Raw genomic sequence first — 7,075 nt, forward strand, 5'->3', positions numbered from 1 at the left:
TCCCCATCCCCCCCCCCGGGCCGCCGCCTCGCTGGAGGAATCATTCCTCCACGGAGACCCTTCTACCGGAGGGGGCTGACATGCCAGGGAGGATGAGGCCCGCGCCCGGTGAGGACCTGGCGGGTCCTCCGGCTGCGTGCACTCCGTGCCAGTCGTGGGTGGCCAAGGCAGGGCCTGACACGAGCGCGCGGGTCCAGGAGTCACGGGAGGGCATCGGGGGCCCGGCTCGTGCGCTCCTCGAGGCATGGGGGCGGGACAGGGACCAGCGTCGAGGCGTCACCGTGCTTCTCCATTCCGTGCACTTCGACGAATCCGGGGCGTCGAGGTGCGCCCCGTGGAGAGAAGGGGCGGCGCTGGAACGTAGGTCGGGGCAGTCCTCTCGTCGTTGCCGGACTGCCCTGACGCCGGTCAGGAACCGCGGTATTCCGGTCCCGCCGTGGTGCGGCCGAGGGTGAAGCGCAGGGCGTCCTCCAGGTCGCGATGGATGAAGGTGTAGCCGAGCCGCTCCGCGGCGGTGGGGAGCACCCGGGCACCCGACAGCACCGTCTCCTGGCCCATCTCCCCGAAGAGGGTGCGGATGACGGGGGCCGGCACCGGGAGGAAGGCCGGCCGGCGGATGACCCGGCCGAGCGTCCGGGCGAACTCCTCCTGCCTCACCGTTCCCGGGGCCACGGTGTTGATGGGGCCGCGCGCCGCCTCGGTGAAGAGGGAGAAGTGGATGAGGCCGAGCACGTCCTCCAGCGACACCCAGCTGAACCACTGCTGGCCGGAGCCGATGGGGCCTCCGCCCCCCGCCTTGAACGCGGGGAGCAGCTTCGCCAGCGGGCCCTCCCGCGCGTCGAGCACCGGGCCGATGCGCAGGCGCACGACGCGGATGCCTGCGGCCTCGGCGGGGGCGGTGGCGGCCTCCCACGCTCGGCACACGTCGGCGAGGAAGCCTCCGCCGGGAGCGCTCTCCTCGGTGAGGGGTTCGTCTCCGCGACTGCCATAGATGCCGGTGGCCGTGGCGCAGACCAGCACGCGTGGCTTGCGCTTCATCCGGGCCAGGGCCTCGCATAGCGTGCGGGTGCCCTCGCTGCGGCTCTTGAGGATGACGTTCTTGTACTCGGGGGTCCATCGCTGGCCCGCGACGTTGGCGCCGGCCAGATGCACCACCGCGTCCACGCCCTCCAGTGCGTCGGTGTCCACCTGTCCCTTGTCGGGCGCCCAGGACACCTCGCCCTTCGAGGGGTCCGCCTTGCCTCGCACCATGCGCTTCACGGTGTGGCCGCCCGTGGTGAGGAAGGGCGTCAGCGACGAGCCCACGAGGCCCGAGGCGCCGGTGATGGCCACCGTGAGCGGGCCGTGGCTGGCGAAGGCGGCGTGCCGGCGCAGGTCCTCGCGGGTGACGCGGTGCCGGTAGGCGAACATTCGTTCCAGCTTCGTCCGGGCGATGCCGTTGCCGAAGGCGCTGCCGAGCGCGCCCACGGGGAGGACGTACTCGATTTCGTCATGGAGGGTGGAGGTCCGGGAGTCGGGCCCGGGGAGCATCCGGTGGGTGTGGACCCACTTCGCGAAGGGACCGGAGCGCTGGGTGTCCTGGAAGAGGGAGCCCTCCTCGTAGAGGGTGTGCTCGGCGACCATGCGCTGGGGGATGGGGCCCAGGGACATGCGGACGACGACCCGGGCGCCGGTTCGGATGCCGTCTCCGGTTCGCTCCACGACTTCCACGTGCTCCCAGGGGGGAGAAAGCCGCTCGAAGGCTCCCTCGCGGGTGTGCCAGGTGAACAGCTCTGAGGCGGAGACCGGCATCTGGCTGCGCGCATCGAAGACGTGCGACTTGCCCATGTTCCCTCCCGGGGCGACAGTGCGGCGGCGCATGATTAATCCGGACCACATCGAGCGCGCAGTGGAATTGCTGCGGCGCGGCGGAGTCGTCGCCCTTCCCACGGAGACAGTGTACGGGCTCGCGGCCAATGCCGAGGACGAGCTGGCCGTGCGCCGGGTCTTCGCCATCAAGGGGCGGCCCGCGACGCACCCGCTCATCGTCCACATCCCGGGAGTGGAGCACCTGTCGTCGTGGGCGCGCGAGGTGCCGGAGACGGCACTGCGGCTCGCGAGTGCGTTCTGGCCGGGGCCGCTGACGCTGGTGCTGCCGAGGACGCCGCGCGCGACGGACGCCGTCACCGGTGGGCAGGACACGGTGGCGCTGCGGGTGCCGAATCACCCGATGGCGCTGGCGGTGTTGCAGAAGCTCGGGGGGGGGCTGGCCGCTCCGAGTGCCAATCGCTTCGGCCGGGTGAGTCCGACGACGGCGGAGCACGTGGCGCGGGATTTGGGTAGCGACGTGGACTTCGTGCTGGATGGAGGTCCGTGCACGGTGGGCGTGGAGTCGACCATCGTGGACCTGAGCTCGGAGGAGCCCGCGATTCTGCGTCCGGGTGGACTGGCGGCGGAGGAAGTGGAGCGCGTGCTGGGGCGGCCGGTGCCGGTGCGGACCACGTCGAAGGTGCGCGTGTCGGGCTCGCTCGCGTCGCACTACGCGCCGCGCGCGGGGGTGGTGCTGGCGGAGCCTCGCGAGGCGCTGGCGCGCGTGCAGGAGCTGCGCGGTCAGGGCCTTCGCGTGGGAGTGCTGGGACCCGCGAGCCTCTCACTGCCCACGGACGTGCCTCGCTTCGACGTGCCGGAGGACCCGGCCGGTGCCGCGCGCGTGCTGTACGCGCGGCTGCGCGAGGCGGATGCGCAGGGCCATGACGTGCTGGTGGCCTGTTTGCCCGCGGCGAGCGGTCTGGGTATCGCCGTGCGCGACAGGCTGGCCCGTGCGGCCGCGCCGCGTGAATGAACGATGCAGAGTCCTGAAGCCACGACCTGTCGGGTCCAGCCCGTTGCTAGATGTACTGCTTATTTGGTTCCATGAGTCGCTCCTACTACGAAGCCACTGTCGAGCAGTTCCGGCAGACTGATGAGACCGAGATTCTCGGTCACATGGCAGTCCACCATCAGCATGCGCTTGAGACACAACAGCGCAATGCGTGGATCGGACAGATTCGAAATCTTAAGGCAGCTCTATCCAACTGGCAGGGCGGGACGATTCTCCTAGAGTACTCAATCCCGCGAATGGGGAAGCGCTGCGACGTTATCTTGCTCAGTCATGGGTATATTTTTGTCATCGAGTACAAGGTTGGGGCTGAGGATTACTCGGCAGGCATCGATCAGGTGCTCGATTATGCGCTGGATCTCAAAAACTTCCATGCGGAAAGCCATGACAGGCCTGTAGTCCCAATTCTTGTGGCGACTAATGCGCCAGGTAAAGCTATCTCTCATCAGTGGTATGCCGATGGCGTTGCCTATCCACTCCTAGCGAACGAGCAGACGCTGGCGGCTGCGCTCCAGTCATTCGCCCAGCTCAATACGCAACCCTTCGCTGCGAAGTCCTGGTGTGAGTCTGTATATCGACCAACACCCACAATTTTGGAAGCGGCCAAGGTGCTCTACGAGGGGCATCAAGTGGAAGCCATCTCTCGCTCGGATGCGGATGCGAAGAATCTTACTCTGACGACTGGCGCGATTGCGGAAGCTATCTCCACGGCAAAGACGGAGCAGCGGAAGACCATCTGCTTCATCACGGGTGTTCCTGGCTCGGGGAAGACGCTTGCAGGACTCAATCTCGCAACCTCCCGCAAGCGCAATCATGAGGACGAGCATGCGGTGTTTCTGTCAGGCAATGGTCCCTTGGTGGATGTATTGCGCGAGGCGCTTGTGCGGGACGAAGTCGACCGCCAGAAATCTAAGGGGCAGAAGAAGTACACCAAGAAGAATGCAAGAGCGGCGGTAACGTCGTTCATTCAGAACATCCACCACTTCCGAGATGACAACCTCGCGACAGCGACGCCTCCCGATGAAAAGGTAGTCATTTTTGACGAAGCGCAACGCGCCTGGAACCGAGAGCAGGCCTCCCGCTTCATGCGTGAGAAACGCGGTCAATCCAGCTTCGATCAGTCTGAGCCTGAATTCTTGCTATCCGTCATGGATAGGCACTCCGACTGGTGTGTCGTGGTGTGTCTGATCGGAGGTGGTCAGGAAATTAATACAGGAGAGGCGGGGCTGGCTGAGTGGTTCCATGCTCTTGAGCGGAAGTTCCCCCATTGGCGTGTCCTCTGCTCGAATCGCATTGATGGACCCGAGTACATGATGGGGACTGACCTGAAGCCCCTCCTCCATAAGATGGGTGCCAAGGTTATTCCCGATTTGCATCTTGGAGTATGTATCCGCTCCTATCGTGCGGAGAATCTTGCATCATTCGTTGCCGCGGTAATTGCTGGTAACGCTGAGGTGGCGAAGCAGAACATTCAGCGCCTTGGTCGCTACCCGCTCGTGCTCACGCGTGACCTTGGGCAGGCGCGTGCGTGGTTGCGAAATCACGCTCGAGGTTCGGAGCGCTATGGTCTGGTTGCAACCTCGGGCGCGCTGCGACTGAAAGCGGAGGGCATTCATGTTGGCTCGAAGATTCAGCCAGCGGAGTGGTTTCTAAATTCGAAGGACGATGTCCGCTCGGCCTACCAACTTGAAGATGTCGCGACAGAGTTCGACATACAGGGGCTCGAGCTCGACTGGGTTGGCGTCTGCTGGGATGGGGATTTCCGCTACCGTGATGGCAGTTGGGCGTTCCACACATTCCACGGATCAAGGTGGATTAATTGTAACGATCGGCTCAACCGTCTCTATATGGCGAATGCCTACCGCGTTCTCCTTACTCGCGCTCGACAAGGCCAGGTCATCTTCATTCCCCGGGGTTCTGCACAGGATGGAACGCGCCTCCCCAGCATGTACGATGGCACTTTCGAATTCCTCAAGGCCTGCGGGATTCCGGTGCTCGAAGAGTGATTCACAGCAGCAGATAGCCACCGCTCAAGCACGTCACACCCCCGCGAGCCGCTTGATGACCGAGGCCCGCACGCGCTGCTTGAGGCTCGGCTTGCCGAACGTGAGGCTGTCGATGTCCGTCGGCAGTGGCGTCAGCACCCGGTAGCCCTCCTCCGTGACGAGCACCGTGTCCGAGTGCCGGTACCCACCGACACCGCGCACGTAGATGCCCGGCTCGATGGAGATGAGCATGTTCCGCTCCAGCCGGTGCTCGCTGCCCACGGCCACCCACGGCGGCTCGTGATTCCCCAGGCCGAACCCGTGCCCGGTGCGGTGCAGCCGCTGCGCCGGGTCGCTGAAGCCCGCCCGCGACAGGAAGTCGTTCACCGCCGCGTCGATGTCCGCCGCGAACACCCCGGGCCGCACCAGCTCGAACGCGACCCGCCGCGCCTCCAGCATCAGTCCGAACAGCCGCCGCTGCTCCGCCGTGGGCGGCGCCGTGAAGAAGGTGCGCTCGCACTCCGCCGCGTAGCCGTTGACGCGTGTCAGCACCAGCGCCACATGTGGCCCGCCATTCAGCGTCATCGTCGCGCCGGGCACCGAGTGCGGCTCGCTGCTCAGCGGCGCGGGCCAGGGCGCCGCGATGACCTCCGTGGCCAGCGCGTCGAAGTGTTCCTCCTCCTGGATGATCTTCCGTCGCAGCGACGTCGTGGTCATGTACCCCTCGATGACCGTCGCCCCCTGGTACGCCGAGCGCAGAATCTCCTCCACGCCCCACACCGCGTACCGCGCGGCGCGCTCGATGCGCTCCACCTCGAAGTCCGACTTCACCATCCGGATGGCTTCGAGCAGCTCCATCGGCCGCCCACCCGCGGCGACCAGCACGGCCGCGCGCTCATGAGGCGTGCTCGGCTCGAACGCGAAGCCCGCCCGCAGCATCGACCCCAGCACGTCCCGCCACTGCCCCGCCGGTGCCGGGTACTCCGCGTACGCGCGGACCTCCTGTGACGCCGGCCCCCAGCCCTTGCGCAGGTGCTCCTGCTCCAGCAGCGGAACCAGCAACCGCCGCTCGCCCCGGGCCGCATCGACGATGAGGAAGAACGGCCGCTCCAACGGCTCAGCGGTCGCTCCCGTCAAATAGAAGATGCTCTCCGTCGAGGTGAGCACGAGCTGCTCGACGCCCTGGGCCTGCATCTCGGCCGCCAACCGGTCATGTCGCCGCTGGAACTCCGCGCTCTCGGCGGCTGAATGGACTCTCTCCACGGTTCTCCCCTCCAGATCCGTCGAACCCGAACCGTACTTGAACCGCCGCGTCCGCGCTGTCCTCGCCACGTCGCGACATTCCACGCGATATGCGCCGCGCGGTCCGACGTTGTCTGGACCGTAGCGCGCGCGCCCCTCCCCCGACGACGAGGACAGCAACGGTATGAATGGCATGACGACGAGGCGATGGCTCTTGGGCGCCGCGGTGGCACTGGCACTGACGGGTTGCGCGAGCAACCCCAAGAAGACGCTGCTGGAGCGCACCGGCAGCTACGTGGTCTACGACCTGCCGGCCCAGCAGGTGATGGACGCGGCCGAAGCGGAGCTGGGCGCGCGCGGCTACAGCCTCCTGCCCAGCACGGACCCGCTGTTCCTCCACACTCCGTGGAAGGTCCGCGGCAACCACGATGTCTTCACCGCCTGGTCCCGCCGCTACATCGAGGGTCGGGTGCGCCCGGACGGCCGGCTCGTGCTGCGCGCCTACAAGGTGGACGCCAACGTCCACGCCCGGACGCAGCTCCTGCCGGGGTTCCAATCCAGCGACGGGGTGACGCCCGAGGATGAGCCCAACACCACCCCCACCGAGATGCTCGCCGTCGAGCCCGTGCTGGGGCGCTACTCCACCCGCCCCGTCATCCGCCGGGATTTGGAGCTGGAGTGGGCCATCCTCGAGCGCCTCAACCCCGAGTTCGCCGGACGCGTCAAGACGCAGGTCGACGTGTACCTCGCCGAGGGAGCCCCCGCCCGGAACGCGCGGTAGGAGCGGCCAGGTGACGGACTTGAAATGTCCTCACGGGCTTCGATATCCCGAGGCACTCCCGAGGAGCGTCCCCGCGTGAAGCGAAGCCTGTTTGGCCTGGTCGCCGCCCTGTCCCTCGTCGCCTGCAAGGAAGAGCCCCGCGGCAAGCTGGAGCCCATTCCCCGCCCGCCGGGGATGAAGGACGCCCCCGCTCCCGCGGCCGAGGCCCTG

General features: G+C 66.8%; 5 protein-coding genes. 3 read left to right on the forward strand and 2 right to left on the reverse strand.

Going from position 1 to position 7,075, the window contains the following annotated elements; all coding sequences use genetic code 11:
• Window positions 1-408 precede the first annotated feature (408 nt).
• Window positions 409-1,827 carry a TIGR01777 family oxidoreductase gene (locus tag HG543_RS49825; protein ID WP_169352023.1) on the reverse strand — a complete coding sequence of 473 codons (1,419 nt, stop codon included), beginning with the start codon at window positions 1,825-1,827 and terminating at the stop codon, window positions 409-411.
• Window positions 1,828-1,858: 31 nt separating this feature from the next.
• Between HG543_RS49825 and HG543_RS49830 the strand changes: the two genes are divergently transcribed.
• Both HG543_RS49830 and HG543_RS49835 read left to right on the forward strand, forming a co-directional pair.
• The gene (locus tag HG543_RS49830; protein ID WP_171818733.1) at window positions 1,859-2,821 is read left to right on the forward strand and encodes an L-threonylcarbamoyladenylate synthase; all 963 of its coding nucleotides are present in this window, start codon (window positions 1,859-1,861) and stop codon (window positions 2,819-2,821) included.
• Window positions 2,822-2,892: 71 nt separating this feature from the next.
• Window positions 2,893-4,863 (forward strand): DUF2075 domain-containing protein, encoded by a 1,971-nt coding sequence (locus HG543_RS49835; protein ID WP_169352025.1) that lies wholly within the window; start codon window positions 2,893-2,895, stop codon window positions 4,861-4,863.
• A gap of 33 nt (window positions 4,864-4,896) precedes the next feature.
• Here the strand turns inward: HG543_RS49835 and HG543_RS49840 are convergent, their stop codons facing one another.
• On the reverse strand, window positions 4,897-6,105 hold the full coding sequence (locus tag HG543_RS49840; protein WP_169352026.1) for a M24 family metallopeptidase: 1,209 nt from the start codon (window positions 6,103-6,105) through the stop codon (window positions 4,897-4,899).
• A 172-nt stretch (window positions 6,106-6,277) separates the two neighbouring features.
• Here HG543_RS49840 and HG543_RS49845 point away from each other — a divergent pair, with 172 nt between their 5' ends.
• Window positions 6,278-6,865 (forward strand): hypothetical protein, encoded by a 588-nt coding sequence (locus HG543_RS49845; protein ID WP_169352027.1) that lies wholly within the window; start codon window positions 6,278-6,280, stop codon window positions 6,863-6,865.
• The last annotated feature ends 210 nt before the right edge of the window (window positions 6,866-7,075 follow it).

The sequence above is a fragment of the Pyxidicoccus fallax genome (genome assembly GCF_012933655.1).
In the GTDB taxonomy this organism is placed as follows: Bacteria; Myxococcota; Myxococcia; order Myxococcales; family Myxococcaceae; genus Myxococcus; species Myxococcus fallax.